Origin of the sequence: Arcticibacter tournemirensis (genome assembly GCF_006716645.1) — a bacterium.
Classification (GTDB): domain Bacteria; phylum Bacteroidota; class Bacteroidia; order Sphingobacteriales; family Sphingobacteriaceae; genus Arcticibacter; species Arcticibacter tournemirensis.
Window position 1 is genome coordinate 2,906,811 of the sequence record NZ_VFPL01000001.1, and the last position, 23,288, is coordinate 2,930,098.

Here is a 23,288-nt window from a genome sequence, read left to right on the forward strand (position 1 = left end):
TTAAAGCATTTTTGTATCATAAATAGCTAAAAAAATAAAATTATTAATATCATGAAATTACTTGAAAAAACACAGTTAGGAAATCTAACATTAAAAAATAAGATGGCAATGTCTGCAATGACAAGAAGCCGTGCAGACATAGACGGTGTAGTAGGTGATATAACAGTTCAGTACTATACTCAAAGGGTTAGTGCTGGTTTGATATTTACTGAAGCCATCAGAATAAGTGAAGAAGCAACAGGTAGTCCGCTTACGCCCGGCATTTACACCACCGCACAGATCGAGGCCTGGAAAAAAGTCACAAAATCTGTACACGATAATGGAGGTGTCATAATTGCCCAGCTCTGGCATACAGGCCGTGCAGGACATTCAATTGACCGAAATGGTAAACTTCCGCTCGCACCTTCCGCACTACCCATACAAGGGATGCAACACTTCACGTCGCAGGGATTAAAAGATTACGAAATTCCTCAGGAAATTACCATAGCGGAGATTAACCAAACCATAAGTGATTATGGAAAGGCAGCTAAAAATGCAATCGAAGCAGGTTTTGACGGTGTAGAACTTCATGCCGCAAATGGTTATCTGCCGAGCCAGTTCCTGGCGGAAAGTGCAAACCAGAGAACGGATGAATATGGTGGCAGCATTCCCAAAAAAGCACGTTTCGTACTGGAAGTAATGCAGGAACTGATCAATGCTGTTGGTGGGGATAAAGTGGGGATCAAAATTTCGCCTTTTCATCCGTATGGCAATATGATTTTGGATGATCCTGCCGGAACCTACACTTATCTGGTTGAGGAACTTAACAAACTGGACTTTGCCTATGTGGAATTGATGAAGCGCAGCCCATACTTCCCTTCGCCAGCCCATTACCCTTCTGATGATGAGGTAGAATTGTTCGGAAGCATGATAAAGCAAACCGTTATCGCTAATGCTGGCTATGATAAAGCTTCAGCTGAAGCAGAACTGGAAAAAGGTATAGCTGGCCTTGTCTCCTTTGGTACGCTGTTCCTGGCAAATCCTGACCTTCCGGCACGGTTTGAAAAAGACTCAACGCTTAACGAACCGGACAGGGCAACGATGTTTGGAGGTGGAGCGCAGGGTTATATTGATTATCCATTTTTAAATGATTAAACCGTAATCCGGCAAACAATTAGAACTTTATTCTTGACAGCCCCAGGTCAGACACATTGACAAACGCAGTTATTCTGCTTTAAATTCATCTCCAGGTAAGGTGGAGCGAGACCTGTGTGAGGCAGGGGGGCGAACTTTTTTCAATTGTCCTTCGTAATACTAAAAATATTAGCATAAGTTTGCAGTGCAGAATTGTAGTATTATCAGATGGAGCGGCAGATCATTCATATGGACCAGGATGCTTTCTTTGTTTCGGTAGAGGTGAGGAAGGATCCGCGACTGGCCGGGAAACCGGTGATTATTGGGGGCACATCCGACAGAGGTGTGGTTTCCTCCTGCAGTTACGAAGCCCGCAAGTTTGGTGTGCATTCTGCCATGTCGTCGAGGATGGCAAAGATGTTATGCCCGCATGCGGTCTTTATTAAGGGAAATATGGATGAGTACTCCAAAGCCTCCCATGAAATAACCGACATTCTGAAAGAGCGCGTCCCGCTGATTGAGAAAGCTTCGATCGACGAGCATTATATCGATATGACGGGGATGGACCGCTTCCACAACACGCGGCTTTATGCCCACGAATTACGACGGAAGGTGATCAAAGAAACCGGGCTGCCGATTTCTTTCGGGCTTTCGGTAAATAAAACAGTTTCCAAGATGTGCACCAATGAGTGTAAGCCTAATGGCGAACTGAATATCGGCCAACCGGAGGTGCGCAACTTCCTGAACCCTCTTTCCATAAAGAAGATCCCAGGACTGGGTGAGAAGACCTTCCTGAAGCTGAGTGACATGGGCATCAAAAAGATCTATACGCTCTCGCAGATGCATCCTGACCAGATGAACACCGTGCTCGGCAAAAACGGTTTGGTACTGCTTCAGAAGGCTAAGGGGATTGACCTGTCGCCCGTGATCCCTTTCCACGAGCAGAAGAGCATTGGTACGCAAAGCACTTTCCGTGCGGATACTATTGACGTCGACGCTATTAACCATCTTCTCACTTCGATGGTGATGGGCATAGCCTACGATCTGAGGCAAAAGCGGAAGCTCGCCGCCTGCGTTACCGTAACGGTGAGGTATTCCAATTTCGAGGATGTCACTAAACAGGCTGTCATTCCGTATACCTCTTTAGACAGCGTGCTGATCCGGAAGGCTAAGGAGCTCTTCCGGCAGGTGTACCAGAAGCGGATGCTGATCCGCCTGGTGGGGGTGCGGTTATCAAACCTGGTGAGCGGCTTTGAGCAAATCGACCTCTACAGCGATTCCAGCGAGCAATACAGCCTTTGCCAGGCGATGGACAAGATCAGGCAGCGTTTTGGTGAGAATGCTATTTCGCTGGCCTCTACCATGGATATAAGCTTATAAATGCCATGTATTTAAACGTTCACTCCTGGTACAGCCTCCGCTATGGGACTATGTCAGTCGACAAGCTGATTGAAGAAGCGAAGGGGCGTGGAATTACGCGCATGGTGCTTACCGATATCAATAACTCCACGGGCGTCATGGAGTTTATCCGCAAATGCCGCAAGTCGGGTGGTATTGAACCCATCGGAGGCATAGAGTTCAGGCGCGATAAGAAGCTGCTCTATATCGGCATTGCCCGGAGTAAGGAAGGGATGAAGGAGCTCAATGATTTTCTTACAGAACATAACCTGGCAAAGAAAGAACTTCCGGACCGGCCTCCCTTGTTCGTACACGCCTTTATTGTTTACCCTTTCAGCATGCATGGTCATCCCCTGGGGCCGAATGAGTTTTTAGGCATCCGGGCCGACGAACTGCATCTTCTTTATAAGAAGGGTACTGCAGATATTAAAGATAAGTTGCTTGTGCTTCACTCTGTATTTGTTTCTAACCGGATTGAATACCGCCTGCATGAGTACCTGAGGGCGATTGATTTGAATACCGTACTGAGTAAAGTGGCGGCTGAGGACCGGTGCCGCGAAACGGACCAGTTTCTGATGCCCGGAGAACTGGAGGCGAAGTTTGCCAAATATCCTTTTATCCTGGATAATACCAGGCGGCTGCTTGACCAGTGCCGGATGGACTACCCGGAGGGCAAGGTAAAACTCAACCGGAAGACTTTCACCGGTAACCGGAAGGACGACACAGCCTTGCTGGAAAAACTGGCATGGGAAGGCATGATTTACCGTTATGGCAAAAGTAACAGGGAAGCCCAAAGGCGACTGAAGTATGAGCTGAAGGTGATCAATGCCCTTGACTTTTGTTCTTACTTCCTGATTACCTGGGATATTATCCGCTACTCGATGTCGCGAGGCTATTATCATGTAGGCCGTGGCTCGGGGGCCAACAGCATTGCTGCGTACTGCCTGCGGATCACGGATGTGGATCCGATTGAACTGGACCTGTATTTCGAGCGCTTCCTCAATGAACAGCGCACTTCGGCTCCCGACTTTGACCTTGACTTTTCATGGGACGAGCGGGAAGATGTACAGGATTATATCTTCAAACGGTACGGCAGCACACATACTGCTTTGCTCGGCACCATGACGACTTTTCGCGACCGCTCGGTGATCCGCGAGATCGGAAAAGTAATGGGACTGCCAAAGGCTGAGATCGACAGCTTTACCGACCGCTCGAAGGAGCGCCAGAACCGCGATAATGAAACGTTTAAAAAGATCCTTGCCGTACATGCGCTCATGAGCGACATGCCCAACCAGCGGAGTATCCATGCCGGAGGTGTGCTGGTTTCGGAAGAGCCCATTACGTATTATACGGCGCTCGACCTGCCGCCCAAAGGCATGCCTGTAGTGCAATGGGATATGTATGAAGCGGAGGATATTGGCTATGATAAATATGATATCCTGAGTCAGCGGGGGATCGGTCACATCAAGCAGGCGGTAAATCTTGTTGAAGAGAACCGGCAGCGCAAGATTGATATCCATAAAGTGAAGGACTTTATGAGTGACCCCAGGCTGAACGAGCGACTGAAAACAGGGGAGACCATCGGCTGCTTCTATATTGAATCGCCCGCTATGAGGCAGCTGCTCAATAAACTTCGATGCGATAATTACCCGGTATTAGTAGCCGCAAGCTCGATCATCAGGCCGGGAGTGGCCTCTTCGGGCATGATGTCGGCCTACATCCGCTATCACCATCGTCCGGAAGACGTCAAATACCTTCACCCGGTATTAAAAGAACAGCTCGGCGAAACCTATGGGGTGATGGTGTACCAGGAAGATGTAATTAAGGTGTGCATGCATTTTGCAGGTATGGATGGTGCGGATGCGGATATCCTCAGGCGGGGAATGAGTGGAAAATACCGCTCACGCGTAGAGTTCGACCGCCTCGTCGACCGTTTCTTTAAAGGGGCGCTGCGACTTGGCCGACCCGAAGAAACGGTTAAAGAGGTGTGGCGACAGGTGTCGAGCTTTGCAGGATACAGCTTCAGCAAGGCCCATTCTGCGAGTTTCGCTGTGGAAAGTTACCAGAGCCTTTTTCTGAAAACATATTATCCTATTGAGTTCATGGTGGCCGTGCTGAACAATTACGGCGGTTTCTATACCCGCTGGCTGTACGTTCACGAGCTGCAAAAAGCAGGAGCAACGGTGCATCTGCCCTGTGTAAACCACAGCGACGATGTGGTGAATGTAAAAGGTACCGACTGCTGGCTGGGCTTTGTGGGTATCCAGGGACTGGAGAACAAGCTGATTTGCCTGATCCCGGAAGAGCGAAAGCTAAATGGAGCTTACCATAACCTTGAAGATTTTGTAAAACGGACCGTTATCAACCTGGAGCAGGCCATCATCCTGATACGGGTCGGGGCATTGCGCTTTACCGGTAAAAATAAGAAGGAGCTGCTCTGGGACGTTCACACCTTGCTGGGCAACAAAGTCAAGCCGCTGAATGAAACTGAGCTTTTCCAGGTGGAGGCGAAACACTATGAGCTTCCGGAGTTGACCACTACCGCCCTGGAAGATGCTTATCACGAGCTGGAGCTTCTGGGCTATCCGCTCTCGCTTTCGATGTTCGACCTGCTGAAAACCGGCTTCCGGGGGAATGTGATGGCCAGGCAAATGAATGATTACGTCGGTGCCGTTGTGAGGATGGTAGGCCTGTATGTTTGCGAGAAGACGGTGCACACAAAAAACAATAAAAAGATGTGGTTCGGTACCTTTCTGGACGTAAAGGGCGACTTCTTCGATACGGTGCATTTCCCGGATGCCACGTCCGGCTATCCCTTCAGGGGAGCAGGATGCTATTTAATTGAAGGGAAAGTAGTAGAAGACTTCGGGTATGCCGGGTTGGAGGTGCGGCGCTTCGCCAAGCTGGAGATTAAGGGAAACCCGGTAATGGAGTGATATTTATCGTTCATGTTAACATTCTGAAAGCTTTTATATCTTAGTGGACTACCCCCCTAGGTTATCTGTGCTTCAGAAGTGTTGGGAAGGCTATTCGATATCTTTTAATAACTCTTTTAATCTGGCAGCAGTGATAGTATCCCTTTCACTTTTATCATACAAGGTAATCAGGTATATTGTTCCGGGTAAAACATGGGCTACGAATTGAGAAATAATTCTGGCTCCGCCACTTTTTCCCTTGTTTTTGCTGCCAATAGCCATCCTGATTTTATAGCAGTTCATCCCGATTGAAGTACCTGTTTCGGGGTTCTCTTGCAACTTATCCAATAAACTCCGAAGATCATCGGGTAGAGAAGGGTATTTTTTCTTCAGACGTTTAAAATCCGATTGAAACGTATCAGTTAAAATAATCTTATAGGCCATTCAGAAACTGATAAGCATCTACTCCTTTTTGGTTGCCGGCCTGAATCTCTTTGCTTTCCTTGAAGCCTTTCTTAAGCCGCGCTTCTATTTTTGTTTCGACCTTAACAGGAGTTTGTTTTACACTTAACCCCAACTCTTTAGCCAGGTTAACCAGCAACTCTAATTTTGCAGTGTTCGTTCCTTCTATTATATATGTTGCCATATCCAAATTTACGATTTTTTAAATAAAACATTCCTTAATTTCCCGAACAAACACATTAAAAGGATGTTTTTTAACCATACCACTACAGCTTGCTAACATCTGGAAGCACGATTTCTCAAGGCGGTAGCCATTTCTTTGTCATAGGTAGCGTGTATAAAATAGCTACGGATACTTGAAAGCTTTGGCAAGTTTGATCAATGTTTTTAGCAGGCCATCCAGCGACAATTTTTAGCCTTGCTAAGTTGTATTTAATCATGTGTATCTAAATGTTGGAGGCATCGTCACGAAGCGCTGCTGCAGCAGCCTTCAGTAGGGGCGCGCTTAGCCGTTGCGTGATGTCTGGGTTGATATATTCAAATAGGATCGTTCCCTTTTTATTTAATATGAATACCGACGGTACGGGCAGCAGCTTCTCAAGGTTTTTTCCACCGGAGGTCTCGGGTAGAAATCGATCGTAGTTTCCCGGGCTTTTGTACGCGATACCAAAACGTTTGGCTGCCTTTAGGTCGGCGTCTGATAAGAGTGTGTAGGAAAGTTTTTCTTTACTCATTGTTTTGCTTAGATTCCCGGGGCTGTCGGTGCTTATAGCGATAATCTGATATCCTAAATCTTTAAGGTCGTTTTCAATTTCCTGTAATCCTGAAAGTTGGAGAGTGCAGTATGGACACCAGCTTCCGCGATAAAACACAAGAATTGTTGGCGTTTCAGCAACTGATTTGTTAAGATCGAACACTTCGCCCGAAGATCGGGGGAGACTTAAAACAGGGATTCGCTCGCCGGTAAGCAATGGACTTATGTCCTCCGGCTTTAACGGAACACCTGCCGTTATTTTAATTGTATCTGCTTGATGGGCTGCTGTCGCGCTGATGCCGGTCGCTACATTAGATGTCAGGATTGAAAAGCTGATCAGAGAAAATACAATCATGGGATTTTTCAATGATACTTTTGTAACGTGATTTGTTTGCATGTGCTTTTTTCCATTCAGTCGAAACCTCATCTAAATCCTTACAAAAAATGTCAATTATTTATTCTTTATAAGAAATTTTGTAAGGAATATGAGGTACTTCCGACCAAGCGCTCAAAGACTAACATGAAAGTAAATTAATTTTCTTTAGATTCACTTATGCAAACAGATCATTCTGGAATTGAGAGTATTGACAGTCGACTCGATCCGCATCTATGGGTTAGTAAGTATGCCGACTACCTCTATACTTATGCTATCGTCAGGATTAATGACGAAGACCTGGCAAGGGACCTGGTGCAGGAAACGTTTTTGGCCGCTTTGGAGCGAATTCAGAATTTTGAAGGAAGAAGTACAGAAAAGACGTGGCTTACTGCGATTTTAAAAAACAAGATCATTGATGTTTACCGGTCTAAATCATCGGGCCCAGCTAAAGGTCCCGCTGTTTGGGTCGCTGAAGGAACGGACGGCGACTTTTTCGATCCGGACGACGGCCATTGGAATGACCAGCACCGGCCGGCGATGCTAGGCATTGAACAGCCGGATGCACTTGAAAACAAAGAATTCCAGAGAATACTGCAAACCTGCATGAAAAAGTTACCTGCCTTATGGCTTTCTGTGTTTACCATGAAGCACATCGATGATGAATCGACAGAAATGATCTGCAGGGAATTGAAAGTGACGTCGTCGAATTTCTGGGTAATCATTCACCGGACAAAGGTAAATCTAAGGTCGTGCCTTCAAAAAAACTGGATTTAAATGAACACGCATGAAAGAACTAAATGAATTGGAATTGAAAAAGATAGCCTATAACTGTAGAAAAGCTACTTTTTTAATAGAGAAACAGCAGATAGGGAAAATAACGTTAAGAGAGAAGCTGGAATTGAAGATACATTTAACCGGCTGTTCTATATGCGTAACTTTTATGCAGCAAAGTGCGATGATCAATCAAATGGCAAGGAAACTATTTCATTCAGATCACCCTGAATTGCAGCTGGATGACGCATTTAAGCAGCAGCTTCAAAAGCAAATTGACGATCAGCTTACTAAAAATTGTTAGAGAGTTGTTATACAGAATGTCTATTTTTATTTAATGTAAACCCTCCCAGATATAATGTGTTAGACCTATGAACCATTAAATTTTTAATTATTATGGGATATCACGAATGGAAATCATGTATCGATGCATGTTTGCAATGCGCCGCTGTATGTAATCACTGTGCGAGTTCATGCACAAAGGAAGAGGATGTTAAAATGATGGCCGGCTGTATTGAAATGGATATGCAGTGCGCTGCAGTTTGTTATGCTTCGGCTCAGTTGATGAGCATGGGAAGTCCTCACGCTAAACAACTATGTTCAATCTGTGCCGACATTTGCGAGGCATGTGGTAATGAATGCGGTAAGCATCAAACGGAGCACTGTCAGGAATGTGCCCGGATCTGTAAGGAGTGTGCAGAGGAGTGCCGGAAAATGGCTGCTTAAGAGCCGGCGCATAATTCACGGCTTGTCGGAGCCAGTTAAACTGGCTGATTTTATTTAACCTAAACCATTGATCGCAATATTAGTTGGAAAAGAGTATTACCTAATATGCTCTTTTCCTATGAGTTATCAGCCTGCATAAAACTACGGCATTATCGATGATTTAAATACAGTGGCAGTGACTTTCCTGCTATAATGATCATACTATTTTAAACTAAAAAAGGAGGACAATATGATACGGAGTATTCAGAGTTTAATTAATAACAGGATAGCTGCAACTGATGGTGAGGTTGGAAAGGTTAAGGATATGTATTTTGATGATCAAACCTGGCGGCTTAGGTATCTGGTAGTAGAAACAGGGAACTGGTTATTCGGACGAAAGGTTCTTATATCGCCGGTTGCCCTGGGCGAACCGGACTGGGATGCCGGTTTCTTCCCCGCTAATCTTACCACTGATCAGGTTAAGAACAGTCCGGATGTGAATAGTGAGAAACCAGTATCCCGACAAGAAGAAGCAGATCTTCATAATCACTATTCGTGGCCTGGCTTTGGCGTTGGCGGAGCTGGTTTTGTTACTACGGGAATGGTGGGTGCTGTAATTGATCCTACGGTTCCGCTAGACGAAGCAGTATATCAGGATAGCAAAAGCGCTGACCCTCATCTGCGAAGTTTTAGTCAGGTACAAGGCTACGATGTATACTTCACAGGAGAACACCCGGTAGGCGAAGTGGCAGATCTTCTCATCGACACATCATCGTGGAGGATTATCGCTATGCAAATAGGGAAGGGTGGTAATGGGGAAGAATCAGGCAACTACTTTGTTTCGACGAGCGTTGTAAAGAAAATTGAATATGAAACATCTTCTTTATTCATAGATCCGAATGAGGAACTGAAACAAAGCGTTGATGAAATTTCTCCGGTTATTGAATAATCAGCTTTACAGAGTCTGCTTTAAGCCGGCTCTTTAGCCATTCCCTCATTTTAATCCGTTCAGCCGGGCTAAATGGGCCGGTAAAGTCTGCAATCACCTGTGTCAACGTATCAGCGGGAAGCGTGTCCGTTCTGCGCTCAACGACGTTATAGATAGAGTATTTCTGAAGAGACGGATATAAAGCTTTAAGCTCCTGGTGAATATCGGGAATGGGAATTGCTAGTTTATTTTCCCGGTTATCAACTGCCAGGCTTGCTGAGTCTTTCCTGAACACATCCTCCAGGATGCTTGCTTTGATCTGTGTGAAATCTATTTCCTGTTTGGCATTTAATCCTTGTCGTACAAGGAGCCTGGTGTTGAAAAGTTTATAGTTTTTAAGATTTTTACGGATGCTATCGATGGTTCGGTCCGGTAATTCATAGCCAATAAGAAGGAGATCTATTTCGTTGCCTTTAGAACTGTATTTGAAGGTACGGTTTACCACCTGCGTGTTTTTAAAACGAAATTGCTCGGTGATAAAGGCCCGGGCATTGTTTTCAAAAATGCTTTTATCTACGATGCGATAAGCGAGGTAAATGCTGGGAAGTATAGTAATGGTAATAATAGCGATAATATAGCGCGAGACCTTCTTTTCATATCGTTTGTTTTCAAAGTGCTTTACTTTGAACTTCAAAAAGCGAACAATAAGAAACGTGCTTATACCTATAAAAACAGTATTGATGGAATAGAGATAAATGGCACCGAGGAAGTAATAGATATTTCCCGATGCGATACCGTATCCTGCAGTACAAAGAGGAGGCATAAGCGCCGTTGCAATAGCCACTCCGGGGATGACATTACTTTTTTCTTTTCTGGTTCCGGCAACAATGCCTGCTAGGCCGCCAAAAAAAGCAATAAAAACATCCCAGACGGATGGAGTGGTACGTGCTAATAATTCACTCTGGGCGTCGTGAAGTGGTGTCAGCCAAAAATAAAGGCTTGAGGTAGCAATGCTTATTATCGTAGCAATTAAAAGGTTACGGGCTCCTTTTTTTATCAGCTCAAAATCGTTGGTGCCCAACCCAAGACCAATTCCCATTATCGGCCCCATGAGTGGCGAAATAAGCATGGCACCAATAATTACTGCCGTTGAATTTACATTTAATCCGATGGAAGCTATAAAGATGGCAAAGATCAGTGTCCATAGATTGGGCCCCACAAAATCAGTGTTCTTCCGGATAGAAAGGATCACATCATCTTCGTCTGCCTTGTCGACATGCAGATTAAATCGTCTGGAGAAAAATATTCTTATAATTCTGAAAAACCGGTTCTGCTCTTTATGCATGACAAGGCCAATAATAAGGAATAATTTCTTCAGATTAAAGACCCCGACTTTCTAATGTTTTTTTTGCCTCTGAGCAGGAATACTGCACGAACTACCGGCACAGCAGCCTGCATTAAAGATGGCCTGATATAAAAACAAGGCCGCCATTAAGCCAAGCCATCCGCTGGAAGCGCGGAATGCTTCTACCAGAACGATGAGGCCGATGACCAGCCTGAACCAACGCATAAAATGCCAGTTATTCAAAATTGTATTTTTCAATGTGTTCATCCTGTCCTCCTGCTTAATTTTTTCCATGCTCCGCCGTTGTACACTTCTTCAATACCGCCGGCCTTCAACACGTAAACTGCGGAAGCGCTTCGCATGCCCGAGGCACAGCAGGTTATTACCGGTTTGCTTCTCTTCCTGAGCATAGCAATACTATCATTCAGCTTGTTTAAAGGGATATTTACCGATCCTTGTATGTGGCCGCTTTTGTATTCTCCGGGTGTTCTGACATCTATAATAAGCGCCCCGTTATCAACCAGCTCTTTGAAATTTACCGGATTTCTCCAGAACAGCAGGAATTTAAATAAGTCTGTCATAGTAATTTATTGAAATGTTGTAGTTTCTGGATTTGAATTCATAGCCATGATTTTTAATGCTGCAAATTGTCTCTAATTTTTCAGCTCTTCGGGAACATTTGTTGGATAAGAAGGAACTTTTAAAAGAATGAGTATTTTTTCAAGCGGGCAAAAGCCTGTAACAGATGACTGAAGCAGATTAAACCCGACAAATACAGCCAGCCACAGCCAGTTAATGTTTACTGTGAATGCCAGCAAGGCACTGATTAAAACCAGGGAGCCTGCTACGGCCCTGATGATACGTTCTCTCATGATTACTATTTTTATTGTTAATAAACGGATGCTTCGACAGGCAGCATAAAGCCTCTTACCGGAAACCGCGAGTCATTTTCTCGGTTAAATTCATGGATCAGGCTAAGTGCTTTTGCTGCCCTCTCCTCCTCAGTGAAACTGAAGAGAAAAACAGAATTGTAACTTTCGGTTCCGCTGCTGAACCAATGGTCGAGCAGGTTCTCCATAGCGTTGTCTTTAAACCCGGTGATAGCTGAAGTGCTGAAAATGCTGATTCCTGCTTCCCGGATGATTTTTGCAATATCTTCGCTGCTTTCCTGCAGCCCTGTTATAAGTAATAACTTCATATGGTGATTATTAGGGTTACTTAACTTTTCTTCTCATCATTTTGTAGTACAGAAGCGGCACAACCAGCAGGGTGAGGAAGGTTGATGTGATGGTTCCACCCATAAGGGAAATAGCCAGTCCCTGAAATATCGGGTCGAACAGGATGACCACGGCACCCAGCGCGACAGCCCCCGCCGTGAGAAGGATAGGAGTGGTCCTTACCGCCCCCGCTTCTATAATCGATTGTTTCAACGGAATGCCTTCTTTGATCCTGATATTGATAAAATCAATAAGGAGAACAGAGTTTCTTACCATCACACCTGCCAATGCAATGAACCCGATCATGGAAGTGGCAGTAAAATAGCTTCCCATGAGCCAATGCCCGATGATAATCCCGATCAGCGAAAGAGGAATTGCTGAGAGCATGATTACCGGGACCTTGAAGTCCTGGAACCAGCCTACAATAAGGACGTAAATGATAATGATCACTACCAGGAATGCAATGCCCAGGTCCCTGAATACTTCATAGGTGATCTGCCACTCTCCGTCCCACTTCAGGGTATAGTTCTCTTCAGAGTCCGGTTGTTTACTGTACTCCTCGTTCAGCGTATATCCCGCCGGAAGCTTTATCGTTTTAAGCCTTTCGGAGATGCTGCTCATTGCATAAAACGGGCTTTCCAATTTTCCCGCCATGTCTCCCACTACATACACTACGCGTTTCTGATTCTTGCGGTATATACTCCCGGGACTGGTGTCCTTTGTAACTGTAACCAGATCGCCTACGGGAACGGCATTGCCTTGCTGCCCGATCACCTTAAGGCTCTTCAGTTCATTAATGCCGTCTTTCGACTGGTCGTTCAACTGAAGCCGTATGTTTACCTGATCAAAAGAGGAGGGGCTATGCAGCGTGCCTGCATCCATGCCCGACAAGGCAGCATTCATGGTTGCTACGATTTGCTGAGGGGCAATTCCATACTTCATTGCCTTTTCCTTGTCGACGTCAAAACGGTATTCGGGCTGGTCATCCTCAATCATCCAATCAACATCCACCACATCGGGTGTTTCGCCGAGCAGCTTTTTTACATCGCGGGCTACTTTAACCTGCTGTTCATAGTCGGGACCGTAGATCTCCGCAACGAGTGTTGAAAGCACCGGCGGGCCTGGTGGCACTTCCACTATTTTGACGTTGGCGTTGTATCGTTTTCCTATTGCCTGGACGCCGGCACGGACAGATTTGGCGATGTCGTGACTTTGAAGACTGCGGTCTTTTTTGTCGACGAGGTTTACCTGTATATCGGCCACATTGTCTCCCCGCCGCAGGTCGTAATGCCGCACCAATCCGTTAAAGCTTATCGGGCCGGCAGTTCCTGTATAGGTTTGATAATTTACAACCAGAGGTTGTTTGGCTATGTACTGGGCAATTTCACGGGCTGCCGCGTTGGTTTTTTCCAGCGGAGTGCCCTCGGGCATGTCTATAATTACCTGGAATTCATTTTTATTATCAAAGGGAAGCATTTTGACTGCAACCGACCGGGTGTAGAATAAAACAAATGAAGCCAGGAGGATAACCACGACGCTTCCCATAAAGATCCATCTTTTTTTCCGCGACTCAAGCAGTGGATTAATGAAAGAGTGGTATATTCTGTAGATACGCGTTTGCTCCATCTGTACTGGCTTTCTTTCCTTGCGATCGTCTTTTTCGCGAAGGAAAAGGTACCCGAGATAGGGGGTAAGCGTGAGCGCCACGATCAGCGACAACAACATGGCGATGGAAGCGCCAATAGGCATGGGGCTCATATAAGGACCCATCATGCCGGATACGAACGCCATCGGAAGCACTGCTGCTATTACCGTAAATGTGGCCAGTATGGTTGGATTTCCCACTTCATTGATAGCAAAAATTGCCGCCTGGTGAAAGGGAAGTTTTTTCAGCTTAAAGTGCCGGTGCATGTTTTCGGCAATGATGATCGAGTCATCCACCACAATTCCCGTGATAAATACCAGCGCAAACAGGGTAATACGGTTGAGTGTATAGTCCAGAAAATAGTAGCTGAACAGGGTGAGCGCAAAAGTCACGGGTACTGAAAGGAATACTACCAATCCGCCCCGCCAGCCCATGGCAAGCATGACAAAGAGCGTAACGACAACAATAGCGATAAATAAATGGAACAGCAGTTCGGAAACCTTGTCGGATGCCGTTTCGCCGTAATTCCTTGTAGTGGTTAGGTGTACATCCGGTGATATCAGATCTTTTTTCAGGCTTTCTGACTTTTTAAGGATCAGCTCAGAGAGCTTCATCGCGTCTGCTCCCTTCTTTTTAGCGATGGAAAGTGTAACCGCAGGATATTCGGACGGGAAGGAGACTGTATTTTTGGCATCGGCTTTTCCGTACCCGAAACCCACGTACTGGGCAGGTGTTGCTGGTCCGTCTTCAACGTTCGCTACCTGATGAAGATAAACGGGCTGCTGCTGGTTAATGCCGACAATCAGGTTGCGAGCTTCTTCGGCACTGCTGATAAAGCTGTTGGTCGTTACCGAGTAGGCGGTATCTGCTTTCAGCATATTTCCTGAAGTCATAGAGCTGTTGCTTGCCTGGATTTGCCTGGCTATGCTCAGAAAGTCGACCCGGTTCTCTGCCATTTTATCCTTGTCGAGAATGATCTTTAGCTCCCTGCTTCTTCCTCCGGTGACAGTCACCGCTGCTACATCCGGAATCTTCTTGATCTCGTTACTGAGGGTCTGACCGATCTGCCTCAGCATATAATCATCATACTTATCGCTCCAGAGGGTAAGGCCGAGTACGGGTACGTCGTCTATCGCCCTGGTTTTTATCAGCGGCATGGTAACACCCGAAGGCATTTTGTCCATATTCTTGAGAATCTCATTATAGAGCTTTACCAGCGACCGCTCGGGGTCTTCGCCAACATAAAACTGAACGATGAGCATGCCCTGGCCTTTCATACTCGTGGAGTGAACGTATTCCACCCCCTTTACATTGGAGATAATTTTCTCAACAGGAGCAATCACCCTGGTTTCCACTTCCTGAGGTGAGGCTCCGGGAAAGCCGATAAAAATATCGGCAAGGGGCACTTCTATCTGAGGTTCTTCTTCCCTTGGGATAAGATAGGTGCTGTAGGCGCCTATCAGCAGGAATGCAAACATCAGCAGAATGGTAAGCTTCGATTGGATAAATGCCTTAGCTATTTTACCTGAAAATCCTTCTTTCATGTTTTCGTGTTGTAAGTTTATTGATTTGATTCTTTCACGGGGACTCCGTTGTAGAGGCGGCCCTGAGCTTCAAGAATGAACTTTTCGTCTTTGCCGAGGCCTGAAAGTACTTCTGCCTCGCCGTTATACTGTTTGCCGAGCCTTACCCATCTCAGTACTGCCTGGCTACTGTTGCTAACCGTATAGATGCCGGTCATCTGGTCCCTCATGACTATACTTTTTAAAGGAACAAGGATACTGCCCTCGTTCGTTACGCTGCCGGTTTCGCGGGCTATGGGGATGAACACATTGACATACATTCCTGAATACAGCCCTTTCTTTTCATTGGCCGGAACAGTGATCTTAATGAGGTACTGCCCGCCGGTGGATGCGGATGACTGATTGATTTCGCGGATAACCCCGGTAAAAGTTTTTCCTCCCGATTTAATACTCATCTTTGCCTGCTGGCCGGTTTTTAACTTTGTTATTTCCGTTTCTGGTATCGCAGCGGTTACTTCGAATTCTCCCTGTTGCTCGATGGTGAGAAGGGGTAAGCCCGGACTGGCCATGTTTCCCGCATCGGCTAGTTTTCTCGTTACCACGCCCGAGAAAGGCGCGCGGAGATTGGTATAGGCAAGCATCGCTTGTGCTTCATTCTTCATTTGCTTTGCTGCCTTTAGTCGTGCGCCGGCTGAAGCGTACTGCAGCGAAATGTTGTCGAGTTCTTTTGCGGATGCGCTCTGCTCTTTGTAAAGTGCATTATAACGCTGAAAGTCTTTCGCTGCATTTTGATAAGCTGCACTGGCTTCTGCAATGGCGGCCTCCGTCTGAGCTTTTTTTGCAAGGATATCTTCGTTGCTGATACTTACCAGCAACTGGCCTTTTGTAACTCTGTCGCCTGCTTTAACGTGAATGGCTGTGATATAGCCCATCACACGGGTACTGATATCGGCGCTGCGCGATGACTGAAGCTGCCCGCTTGCTGTAACGCCTTCTTTGTTACCCTGTGAAGGGAGCGCTGTTTTTACGGTAATTGCCTTGACCTCTGATGTTTGTGCAGGTTGGTCTCCTGACGAACAGGCGCTGAATACCAGGATTCCTGCCGTTGCAGTGATTATTGCTGAATGGAAAAAACGTAGTTTCATGATTTATCAGGATTGATTTATTTGTTTGCTGAACTGGTTAAGAAATGAAGTCGTTCTGCAGCTATATTGCTGAGAAATGTGGCCTGGACCAGGGATAGCTTCTGCTGGGAAAGTTGTGTTTGAGCTGCCAGAACATCTGTGGTGTTGGCAAGGCCCTGTTCATACCTGTTCTTCAGGATGCGGAGCGCTTCTGCGGCATGCTCTACGGCGGCTTTCGCCTGTTCTGTCTTAAACATGCTGTCTGAAAGATCGCGGTAAGTTTTGTCAAGTTCCATCTGCGCCTGCTCTTTCTGCGCATCAAACTGCACTACTAACTTGTTGCGTTCCAGCTTTTGCTGATTTACAAGATTTCTGGTTTTGTTGCCGCTGAAGATATTCCAGGACAGCTGGATACCGGCAAGCCAGGAGGTTGCGCCGCTTCCGGCAAAAGTCTGGTCGTTCAGCTGGTAATTTCCAAATGCATTCAGTTTCGGAAGCCAGCTCAGCCGGGTGGATTTTATGCCATTTCCCGACGCTTCAATTGCTTTTTGCATAGCCAGAAGATCGGCCCTCCCTGAAGGAACCTGCAGGCTTTCGTCTTTACTGGCAATGGGAGCGTTCTGTTGAAGCTTTTCAGTGCGATACACTACACCCAAAGGTTTGTTAAGCAGCAGGCTGAGAAGGTCAGATGCGTTCCGGATACCGCTTTTGGCAGAAGCAAGGTCACTTTCGATCGCCGAAACAGTTACCTTGACATTCAGCAAGTCTGATTTCTGCAGAAGCCCCTGTTTTAGCCGGTTGCCGGTAAAAGTATGAATGGCACGTGCGGTGTTCAAAGCTTCCTCTAAAACGTCACCAGCTTCGGCAGCAAGCTGAAGTTGGTGGTAGGCATTCTTTACCTGGAACTCAAGATATTCTCTGGTCCGTATCTTTTTATATTCGTAAAGCTCTGCCTCATTTTTTGCCGCTTTACGCTGCCAGATCAGATCGGGATTGATCAGCGGTTGCTGCACTTCGAGTTTGGCGGAGAAATCGCTGGTTGCCGATGGATGATTTAGCTGGTCGGGATTAAAGTCATTTTGCGTGATTGTCCGCTGCTGGAGTTTAAACCCGAAAGCATTCAGGGGATTATTTGTTGTAAGAGCCGAATAGGAAATCGCTGCCTGAGGAAGAAATATGGCGCTGGTCTGTTGGTAACGCGCTCTGGCAATCTTTTCGTCAAGTTCAGCTACCTGAATATCGCGGTTGTTTTTCAGAGCGATGGCAACAGCATCGTTCAGGCTCATCGTCTCTGGCGCCTGCTGTGCGTTCAAAAAAGTAAAGGGCAACAGGCCGAACGACAGAAGAAAAACGGATAATTGATTTGTTGTCATGTGTTTCACTGATTTTATCATTAAATCCCCGTTTGTATCGGGAAGCATGACAAAAATCAGGAATCACAAAGGCGCCGTCTGGAACATTTGTTGGATAAGGCGTTTTTTTTTGAATTTAGTTCAGCAGTTCAATACTATTGCGGCCCAGTCGTACCATTTTCTTTTCTTCCATGGTACGCAGAAGCCTGCTTACAGCCTCTCTATGGGTATGCAATTCGTCGGCAATTTGCTGGTGGGTAATGGTTAAGGTGCTGCTGCCCGCCGCTGTACATCTTTTTTCGAGATAGTGAAGAATTTGCTGGTCGAGATTGCTGAAGGAAACGAGATCAATAACCCGGATCAGCTCTTCGAACCGGGTGCTGTAGGTGTTGTTGATAAACATTCTCCATTCGGGATATTTGAACCAGTCCTCAATCATTTTAACGGGCACCAGCAGCAGTTCGGTGTCGTCTTCGGCAATGGCCTTCACCATACTTTTCTTTCCGGCCTGGCAACAGTTTATTGCCATGGCACAGGTTTCGGAAGGGTAGAGGTGATACAAAAATACTTCTCTTCCTTCTTCATCTTCCCGTACGATACGAAGTACTCCTTTTAGCACAATTGGAATAAAAACAATATGATCACCAGGCAGAAGAAATGTAGTATCCTTGCTGATCAGCTTTGTTCGCGTATTGTTTTTAATTTCTTCCTGCAGGCGGGGATCAGTAAAAAGTAAGTTGCTCATCTTTACTATAATTAGCACTAAGCTAAATAATACCAAAGGAATCTGGAAATTTACTTAGCCGATCTGATCCATCCTGACGGTGGCCCGGGCAGGCAGGCGGTACACCGTTGGACAACCCTTTCAGGATGCTTGCGGGTGTTTTTTGATGTGTTCGTCGTTTTTTGTTGACTTAATAAACACAAAATAGCAAATTTACTTATGACTATAAATAAGATCGCTTATCTGTTATATCCCAGGATGTTGCTGCGGATCTCTCTGCACCTTCTTTTCTGGGGGCTGCTCTTTTTACTGCGATTTTATCTCACACTGATTTCTTTTAATGTTTACAGCGGTTTTCCTGTTGGCATCGTTGCCCTGCTCAGCATATCCGCCATCGCATTGATAGCGGCCTTTTACTATGTATTGGTTACTTTCGTATGGCCCCGGCTGTTAAGAAAAAGAAAGTACTTTAGAGCTTTTGTTGTACTTATTACACTCCTGATCGTTTATACGACAGCCGATACTGTGCTGGAGCGCATAATACTAAATGCCTGTGGGGACTGCATGGCGACTATGGCCAAAAATCAACCTGGCTATTATAGCTTGATTTGTTCGGATATCTCCAATATTGTGTTGAAGCGTGTCCTTAGTTTTGGAAGCCCGTTTTCTTTAATTTTGGTGCTATTTGTTCCCTTATGTATTAAAGCTGTGCTGAATGCATATCGCAGCAGTATTGAAAGCCTGAAGCTTGCGAAGGAGAATATTCAGCTTGAATTTAATTTCCTGAAAGCTCAGTTGAATCCGCACTTTTTATTCAATACGATGAATAATATATATGGATTGATTTTGAGCGGCGAAAAAGAGCGGTCGGCAAACCTGGTGTCGAGGCTCTCGGAGTTACTCCGGTATATTTTATACGATTCAAACGGAGATAGCCTGCCGCTTGCAAAAGAAGTGAAACTGATTAATGATTATATCGAACTGGAGAAAGTAAGGCTAAACTTTACAAAAGTGGTTTTCGACTGCCGCATCGATGAAGGGGATTACGAAATAGCGCCGTTGTTGCTGATCCCGCTTATCGAAAATGCGTTTAAGTTCAGTCCGGACGAGCCTGGCTCGTATATTAGCATTTTTCTGGATGTGTTAAACGGCAGACTGCGCTTTACCGTTGATAACAATATTGACCAACAGAGGGTTAGCATTCATAGGGGAGGTATTGGTTTAAAGAACCTCGAAAAAAGACTGGCGTTATGCTATCCCGATAGGTACTGGTATGAAAGTTCGGTATCGCAAACAGATTATTCGGCAAATTTAACGATCGATTTAGTATGAACATAAAATGCATGGTGGTTGATGATGAACCTATCGCCAGAGATATGCTGGAAACCTACATCGGCCGAATCCCGGAACTTACATTGGTAAAGAGCTGTATGAATGCCGCTGAAGCCTATGATGTACTCCACGAATACGCTGTCGACCTGATTTTTCTGGATATTCAGATGCCGGTTATCAGCGGCACCGAATTTCTGCGTTCGCTGAGAAAGCCGCCCCTTGTTGTTTTTACAACCGCTTATTCAAAATATGCTGTTGAAGGTTTCGAACTGAACTCGGTTGATTATTTATTGAAACCAATTGTGTTTGAACGTTTCTATCAGGCAGTTCAAAAAGTAATGGATCGTTTATCGGGGTATGTTCCTGCTCATGCAGAAACACAGGAGCCTCCCGATTATATTTTTATGAAACAAGGCATCAGGTTGATTCGGGTCAATCACAGCGACATTAATTATGTCCAGGCTGAACGTGATTTCTGTTCTGTTTACCTGGACGATAAGCGTCTCCTGGTTAGTTTTCATCTGAAGATGCTGGAAGATTTACTGCCTCAGAATATTTTTTTCAGAGTACATCGTTCCTATATAGTGAACCTGAAGAAAATACAGGCCCTTAAGGGAAACATCATCGAATTAAATAACCAGGAGATACCCATAGGTGCTAATTACCGCGAACTGCTTTTTAAGAAACTTCATTTGTAAGACTTCCGGTTTCTTTTTTTTCGAAATTGGTTAAGCCCAGGAAGATGCATCCTATGGTAAAGATGAGCAGGTAGGGCAAAATGATTGTGAAGAAACTGTAATTGCCGGGGTCGCTTACTACTGTGATCAGCACTTTTGAATCCGTGTTCGCTGTGCGCGGAATTAATGCCTGGGCAAAATTCCAGCCCAGATGTAAGCCCACCGGCAGCATGAGGTTTCTTGTTTTGATGTATGCGAGTCCGAATAGCAGGGAGCCTAGTCCGGTTGTCAGCATTACCGGAGCTACGTCCTGAAGCGACATGGAACGGTTTATATGCATTAAAGCAAATGGTATAGCAATTAGTATTTGTGCCGGCCAGGGGCCATACCTTCTTAAGAGTGTTTGGAAAGGGTATCCTCTGAATACAAATTCCTGTATATAGGCAGAGCTGGCACACATCATAAAGGTAATCAGGATGTTTACGATGCCTGGGTTTTGATTGTAGTGCCAGCTTGCCCGGGTAAGAGTTAGTGTAATGATTGCCGTTACAATCAGCATCAGGCAGCCGGAAAATACTCCTGCAAATAGTTGCCTCCAGTGTTTTCTGTTTTGAGGAATACAGTTGAGCGATGAGAGATTCAAATGATCACTACGCAGCAATAACCAGCTGATTAGAAGTGATACTCCCCAAAAATAGAAAAGGCTGTTTAGCCATGGAATAATGCCGGCGATAAAGGTGGCCAGCCACATAATTAGAAAGTAGGTTAATACTTTTAGCCCGGCAGTGCCCGGTTGCATTATTAGTTTCATAGTGTTTTTTTTTCTAAAGAGCGTTTTAATCCGGATCTTCAGAAAAAACATCGACCAGGAGCGGATTATTTCCTGCGAAATTAGTTTTGTTACAAACTAAGCTTGTGTTCAGAATTTCCACAGAATTCAAACTTATTCTTGCCTTATAAATACAGAGAATGTTTCATAACCTACAAAAGGGGAGATACAGTGTATCGTTCGCCTTTATTGCGCTGTTTGTTTTAATTTCTTTTCTGATCCGCACGGGTTTGCTTTTAGTCTCCATTCATAAGGTTGATTTCACACTTTTTAGTTTGCTGCATATTTATCTTTTCGGCTTCTTTTATGATTTTGGAGTTTCTCTGTTTCTGACTGCCCTTTATAATGTATATCTGTTGGTTCTGCCTGCCAACTGGGGAAATACCCTTATAAACAAAATAATTACCTGTTTGGGGTTGGCTCTTACCTTGCTGATCGTTTTCTTTTCGTTCTTTGCCGAAATTACATTCTGGGAAGAGTTTGAAAGCAGGTTTAATTTTATCGCTGTGGATTACCTCATTTATACTTATGAGGTTGTTAACAACATTAACGAGTCATATCCCCTTCCTTTATTAATTGGAGGGGTGCTGGCACTGGTCGTACTGGTAATTCTTTTATTCTCCCGAATAAAGACTTTTTCATATACTTTTCATTCCGTTCCTTCTGTTAATCAACGATTAGCTACATCGGGGATATTGCTTTGTTTAGCAGTTGCTTATCCATTTCTGTTAAGCAATGCAGATGCCGAGTGGGGCAGTAACCGTTATGAAAATGAGCTCTCGAAAGCTGGCATTTATTCTTTTTTCGCGGCTTTTAAGAATAATGAGCTTAGTTATAATGATTTTTACGTCAGGCTCCCTACTGATAAGGCTTATAAACTCATTCGCAACGAATTAAAAACGCCCGACGATACATTTCTCAAGAGTGGAAATTCTATCAGGAGACTCGTTAAGAACGCCGGGCCTATGTATAAGCCGAACGTGATTATGATTACCGTTGAGAGCCTTAGCGCCGATTTTATGTCGCATTTTGGCAATACTCAGAATCTTACTCCGGTATTGGATTCGCTGGCCGATCAAAATCTCCTGTTCAGTAATATGTATGCTACCGGCACCCGGACGGTGCGGGGAATGGAGGCGCTTTCTTTATCTGTTCCGCCGACACCCGGCAACAGCATCGTAAGGCGCCAGGGAAATGGTAATCTGAACACCGTAGGGCATATTTTTGAAAAGCATGGATACAGCCGGACATTTTATTATGGAGGAGATGGTTATTTTGACAACATGAACCAATACTTTGGCAGTAACGGTTTTAATATAACAGACCGGGGAAGAAACGTTGGTCTGGGGGATACTTATCATACCAGGCGGATAATTATTAAAGACAGCCAGGTGCATTTTGAGAATGCCTGGGGAATATGCGACGAGGATCTGCTGGATGCCGTGATCCGGGGAGCGGATGCAGATTATAAAGCGGGAAGGCCTTTTTATAATTTTGTGATGACCACATCGAACCACCGCCCTTATACATTCCCTTACGGAAAGATAGCCCTGAAGCAAGGTAGCAGGGAAGGAGCCGTCCGCTATACAGATTATGCAATAGGTGAATTTCTTAAAAAGCTGGGAATGAAGCCTTGGTATAAAAATACCGTCGTACTGATAGTTGCTGATCATTGTGCTAAGAGTGCCGGTAAGAATGAAATTGACATCAGCAAATATCATATTCCATGCATCATCTTAAACCTGCCGGGAAAGCAGAAAGGGGTTTTCAGCGACATGTGTTCTCAAATCGATATTTATCCAACTTTATTTGGCTTACTTGGCTGGAGATATGAAAGCAACATGTTCGGACAGAATGTTTTTGAGCAGTCCTATCAGCCCCGTGCTTTGTTGGGTACATATCAGAAACTAGCTTATTTGAAAGGAGACAGCCTGGTAGTTCTTGGGCCACAGCAAAAGACGGAAACCTTCCTCTATAACAAAGCGGGCAATGAGCAATTGCCTAAACGTTTGCCTGAAATGTTTACTGACAAGGCGATCGCGTATTACGAAACGGCTTATGACCTATTTAAGCACGGAGGTTTGCGCGAATAGGATCA

General features: G+C 45.2%; 23 protein-coding genes. 10 read left to right on the plus strand and 13 right to left on the minus strand.

Going from position 1 to position 23,288, the window contains the following annotated elements; genetic code table 11:
- Positions 1–51: 51 nt before the first annotated feature.
- The 3 genes from BDE36_RS12260 (at position 52) to BDE36_RS12270 (ending at position 5,447) form a co-directional block, all read left to right on the plus strand.
- A complete protein-coding gene (locus BDE36_RS12260) occupies positions 52–1,134 on the plus strand; it encodes an alkene reductase (RefSeq protein ID WP_141815088.1) in 1,083 nt (360 codons plus the stop codon).
- A 207-nt stretch (positions 1,135–1,341) separates the two neighbouring features.
- The gene (gene dinB, locus BDE36_RS12265; RefSeq protein WP_141815089.1) at positions 1,342–2,493 is read left to right on the plus strand and encodes a DNA polymerase IV; all 1,152 of its coding nucleotides are present in this window, start codon (positions 1,342–1,344) and stop codon (positions 2,491–2,493) included.
- Between the two features lie 5 nt (positions 2,494–2,498).
- Complete coding sequence (locus tag BDE36_RS12270; protein WP_141815090.1) at positions 2,499–5,447, plus strand: DNA polymerase III subunit alpha; 2,949 nt, start codon at positions 2,499–2,501, stop codon at positions 5,445–5,447.
- 90 nt (positions 5,448–5,537) lie between these two features.
- Here the strand turns inward: BDE36_RS12270 and BDE36_RS12275 are convergent, their stop codons facing one another.
- From BDE36_RS12275 to BDE36_RS12285, 3 genes are all read right to left on the minus strand, one after another.
- Positions 5,538–5,870 carry a type II toxin-antitoxin system RelE/ParE family toxin gene (locus tag BDE36_RS12275; protein WP_141815091.1) on the minus strand — a complete coding sequence of 111 codons (333 nt, stop codon included), beginning with the start codon at positions 5,868–5,870 and terminating at the stop codon, positions 5,538–5,540.
- The gene (locus BDE36_RS12280; RefSeq protein WP_141815092.1) at positions 5,860–6,072 is read right to left on the minus strand and encodes a hypothetical protein; all 213 of its coding nucleotides are present in this window, start codon (positions 6,070–6,072) and stop codon (positions 5,860–5,862) included. The genes BDE36_RS12275 and BDE36_RS12280 overlap by 11 nt, the downstream gene beginning before the upstream one ends.
- Before the next feature lie 262 nt (positions 6,073–6,334).
- Entirely contained in the window at positions 6,335–7,039 is a 705-nt protein-coding gene (locus BDE36_RS12285; RefSeq protein ID WP_141815093.1) for a peroxiredoxin-like family protein, read from the minus strand.
- A gap of 156 nt (positions 7,040–7,195) precedes the next feature.
- Here BDE36_RS12285 and BDE36_RS12290 point away from each other — a divergent pair, with 156 nt between their 5' ends.
- From BDE36_RS12290 to BDE36_RS12305, 4 genes are all read left to right on the plus strand, one after another.
- Positions 7,196–7,792 carry a sigma-70 family RNA polymerase sigma factor gene (locus tag BDE36_RS12290; RefSeq protein ID WP_141815094.1) on the plus strand — a complete coding sequence of 199 codons (597 nt, stop codon included), beginning with the start codon at positions 7,196–7,198 and terminating at the stop codon, positions 7,790–7,792.
- Positions 7,793–7,802: 10 nt separating this feature from the next.
- Positions 7,803–8,093 (plus strand): hypothetical protein, encoded by a 291-nt coding sequence (locus BDE36_RS12295; RefSeq protein ID WP_141815095.1) that lies wholly within the window; start codon positions 7,803–7,805, stop codon positions 8,091–8,093.
- A gap of 92 nt (positions 8,094–8,185) precedes the next feature.
- Complete coding sequence (locus BDE36_RS12300; protein ID WP_128768885.1) at positions 8,186–8,515, plus strand: four-helix bundle copper-binding protein; 330 nt, start codon at positions 8,186–8,188, stop codon at positions 8,513–8,515.
- 229 nt (positions 8,516–8,744) lie between these two features.
- Positions 8,745–9,443 carry a PRC-barrel domain-containing protein gene (locus tag BDE36_RS12305; protein WP_141815096.1) on the plus strand — a complete coding sequence of 233 codons (699 nt, stop codon included), beginning with the start codon at positions 8,745–8,747 and terminating at the stop codon, positions 9,441–9,443.
- Here the strand turns inward: BDE36_RS12305 and BDE36_RS12310 are convergent.
- The 9 genes from BDE36_RS12310 to BDE36_RS12350 all read right to left on the minus strand — a co-directional run bounded on the left by BDE36_RS12310 (position 9,433) and on the right by BDE36_RS12350 (position 18,373).
- Positions 9,433–10,767, minus strand: coding sequence for a TIGR00341 family protein (locus BDE36_RS12310; protein ID WP_141815097.1), 1,335 nt, complete (start codon positions 10,765–10,767; stop codon positions 9,433–9,435). The genes BDE36_RS12305 and BDE36_RS12310 overlap by 11 nt on opposite strands.
- A 51-nt stretch (positions 10,768–10,818) precedes the next feature.
- Positions 10,819–11,034 (minus strand): hypothetical protein, encoded by a 216-nt coding sequence (locus tag BDE36_RS12315; protein ID WP_161987618.1) that lies wholly within the window; start codon positions 11,032–11,034, stop codon positions 10,819–10,821.
- Entirely contained in the window at positions 11,031–11,348 is a 318-nt protein-coding gene (locus BDE36_RS12320) for a rhodanese-like domain-containing protein (RefSeq protein WP_141815099.1), read from the minus strand. The genes BDE36_RS12315 and BDE36_RS12320 overlap by 4 nt, the downstream gene beginning before the upstream one ends.
- A 72-nt stretch (positions 11,349–11,420) precedes the next feature.
- The gene (locus tag BDE36_RS12325; RefSeq protein ID WP_128768889.1) at positions 11,421–11,639 is read right to left on the minus strand and encodes a YgaP family membrane protein; all 219 of its coding nucleotides are present in this window, start codon (positions 11,637–11,639) and stop codon (positions 11,421–11,423) included.
- A 17-nt stretch (positions 11,640–11,656) separates the two neighbouring features.
- Positions 11,657–11,965 carry a hypothetical protein gene (locus BDE36_RS12330; protein WP_141815100.1) on the minus strand — a complete coding sequence of 103 codons (309 nt, stop codon included), beginning with the start codon at positions 11,963–11,965 and terminating at the stop codon, positions 11,657–11,659.
- 16 nt (positions 11,966–11,981) lie between these two features.
- Positions 11,982–15,173, minus strand: a complete 3,192-nt coding sequence (locus BDE36_RS12335; RefSeq protein WP_141815101.1) for an efflux RND transporter permease subunit — start codon at positions 15,171–15,173, stop codon at positions 11,982–11,984.
- A 17-nt stretch (positions 15,174–15,190) separates the two neighbouring features.
- Positions 15,191–16,297: an efflux RND transporter periplasmic adaptor subunit gene (locus BDE36_RS12340; protein WP_141815102.1), complete on the minus strand. Its 1,107-nt coding sequence runs from the start codon at positions 16,295–16,297 to the stop codon at positions 15,191–15,193.
- A gap of 17 nt (positions 16,298–16,314) precedes the next feature.
- Positions 16,315–17,649, minus strand: coding sequence for a TolC family protein (locus tag BDE36_RS12345; RefSeq protein WP_235904505.1), 1,335 nt, complete (start codon positions 17,647–17,649; stop codon positions 16,315–16,317).
- A gap of 115 nt (positions 17,650–17,764) precedes the next feature.
- Positions 17,765–18,373 (minus strand): Crp/Fnr family transcriptional regulator, encoded by a 609-nt coding sequence (locus BDE36_RS12350; RefSeq protein ID WP_141815104.1) that lies wholly within the window; start codon positions 18,371–18,373, stop codon positions 17,765–17,767.
- Between the two features lie 198 nt (positions 18,374–18,571).
- Here BDE36_RS12350 and BDE36_RS12355 point away from each other — a divergent pair, with 198 nt between their 5' ends.
- Complete coding sequence (locus tag BDE36_RS12355) at positions 18,572–19,684, plus strand: sensor histidine kinase (protein ID WP_141815105.1); 1,113 nt, start codon at positions 18,572–18,574, stop codon at positions 19,682–19,684.
- A complete protein-coding gene (locus BDE36_RS12360) occupies positions 19,681–20,382 on the plus strand; it encodes a LytR/AlgR family response regulator transcription factor (protein ID WP_141815106.1) in 702 nt (233 codons plus the stop codon). Before BDE36_RS12355 ends, BDE36_RS12360 begins: the two co-directional genes overlap by 4 nt.
- On the opposite strand, the gene BDE36_RS12365 is transcribed toward BDE36_RS12360, so the two are convergent.
- On the minus strand, positions 20,363–21,172 hold the full coding sequence (locus tag BDE36_RS12365) for a CPBP family intramembrane glutamic endopeptidase (RefSeq protein WP_161987619.1): 810 nt from the start codon (positions 21,170–21,172) through the stop codon (positions 20,363–20,365). The two genes, BDE36_RS12360 and BDE36_RS12365, sit on opposite strands and share 20 nt — an antisense overlap.
- Positions 21,173–21,330: 158 nt before the next feature.
- Here BDE36_RS12365 and BDE36_RS12370 point away from each other — a divergent pair, with 158 nt between their 5' ends.
- The gene (locus BDE36_RS12370) at positions 21,331–23,283 is read left to right on the plus strand and encodes an LTA synthase family protein (RefSeq protein WP_141815108.1); all 1,953 of its coding nucleotides are present in this window, start codon (positions 21,331–21,333) and stop codon (positions 23,281–23,283) included.
- The last annotated feature ends 5 nt before the right edge of the window (positions 23,284–23,288 follow it).